Source organism: Geomonas propionica (genome assembly GCF_016458235.1).
Classification (GTDB): domain Bacteria; phylum Desulfobacterota; class Desulfuromonadia; order Geobacterales; family Geobacteraceae; genus Geomonas; species Geomonas propionica.
Genome location: NZ_JAEMHK010000041.1, coordinates 1 through 511 on the forward strand (window position 1 = coordinate 1; position 511 = coordinate 511).

Sequence of the window (511 nt, forward strand, 5' to 3'; positions counted from 1 at the left end):
ACCAAACACTTATCGAAGCTCCCATCGCTGCAGGTATTGCTTTGCAGCGACTGCGAAGTCGTTATCTTCGCGACTTAGAAACCGTACCGTGCCCTCTGCCGTCCTACTCTAAAAAAACGCGTTTGCCGCTCGATGCGGCACGCAGTTGTACCGCGGGCTGCGGCGAGGGGCAGAACTCACTGAAACCTGACGAAGCGATTCCTTTATGTTGTGGAGCGGGACGGGCTCCAATCCAAAACACCTGGTTTCCGCGGGCATATGCTGATTGACCGGTTCGTGCTCACAGGCACATCGCTGATTCTTTCACGGTCATGGTCATGCTCGCCCTCGTGATGGGTCCAGTTGGGATACGGGTTGCTCCGTCCCCTCCAGCCTTAAACCGTCGCGAAGAATTTTTCCGGATGGAACGGCTCTTTGTTTTTCAGCATGAAGTAAATAGCACGTCCTAGTTTATGCGCCACGATGGCGAGAGCCTTTCCCTTCCCGTGAGCCCTTGCCAAGTTTTCGGCGA

The 511-nt window shown here is 54.8% G+C and carries 1 pseudogene; it reads right to left on the reverse strand.

Going from position 1 to position 511, the window contains the following annotated elements:
• Nucleotides 1-374 precede the first annotated feature (374 nt).
• Nucleotides 375-511, reverse strand: a pseudogene (locus tag JFN90_RS22070) (IS110 family transposase); the annotation flags it as partial.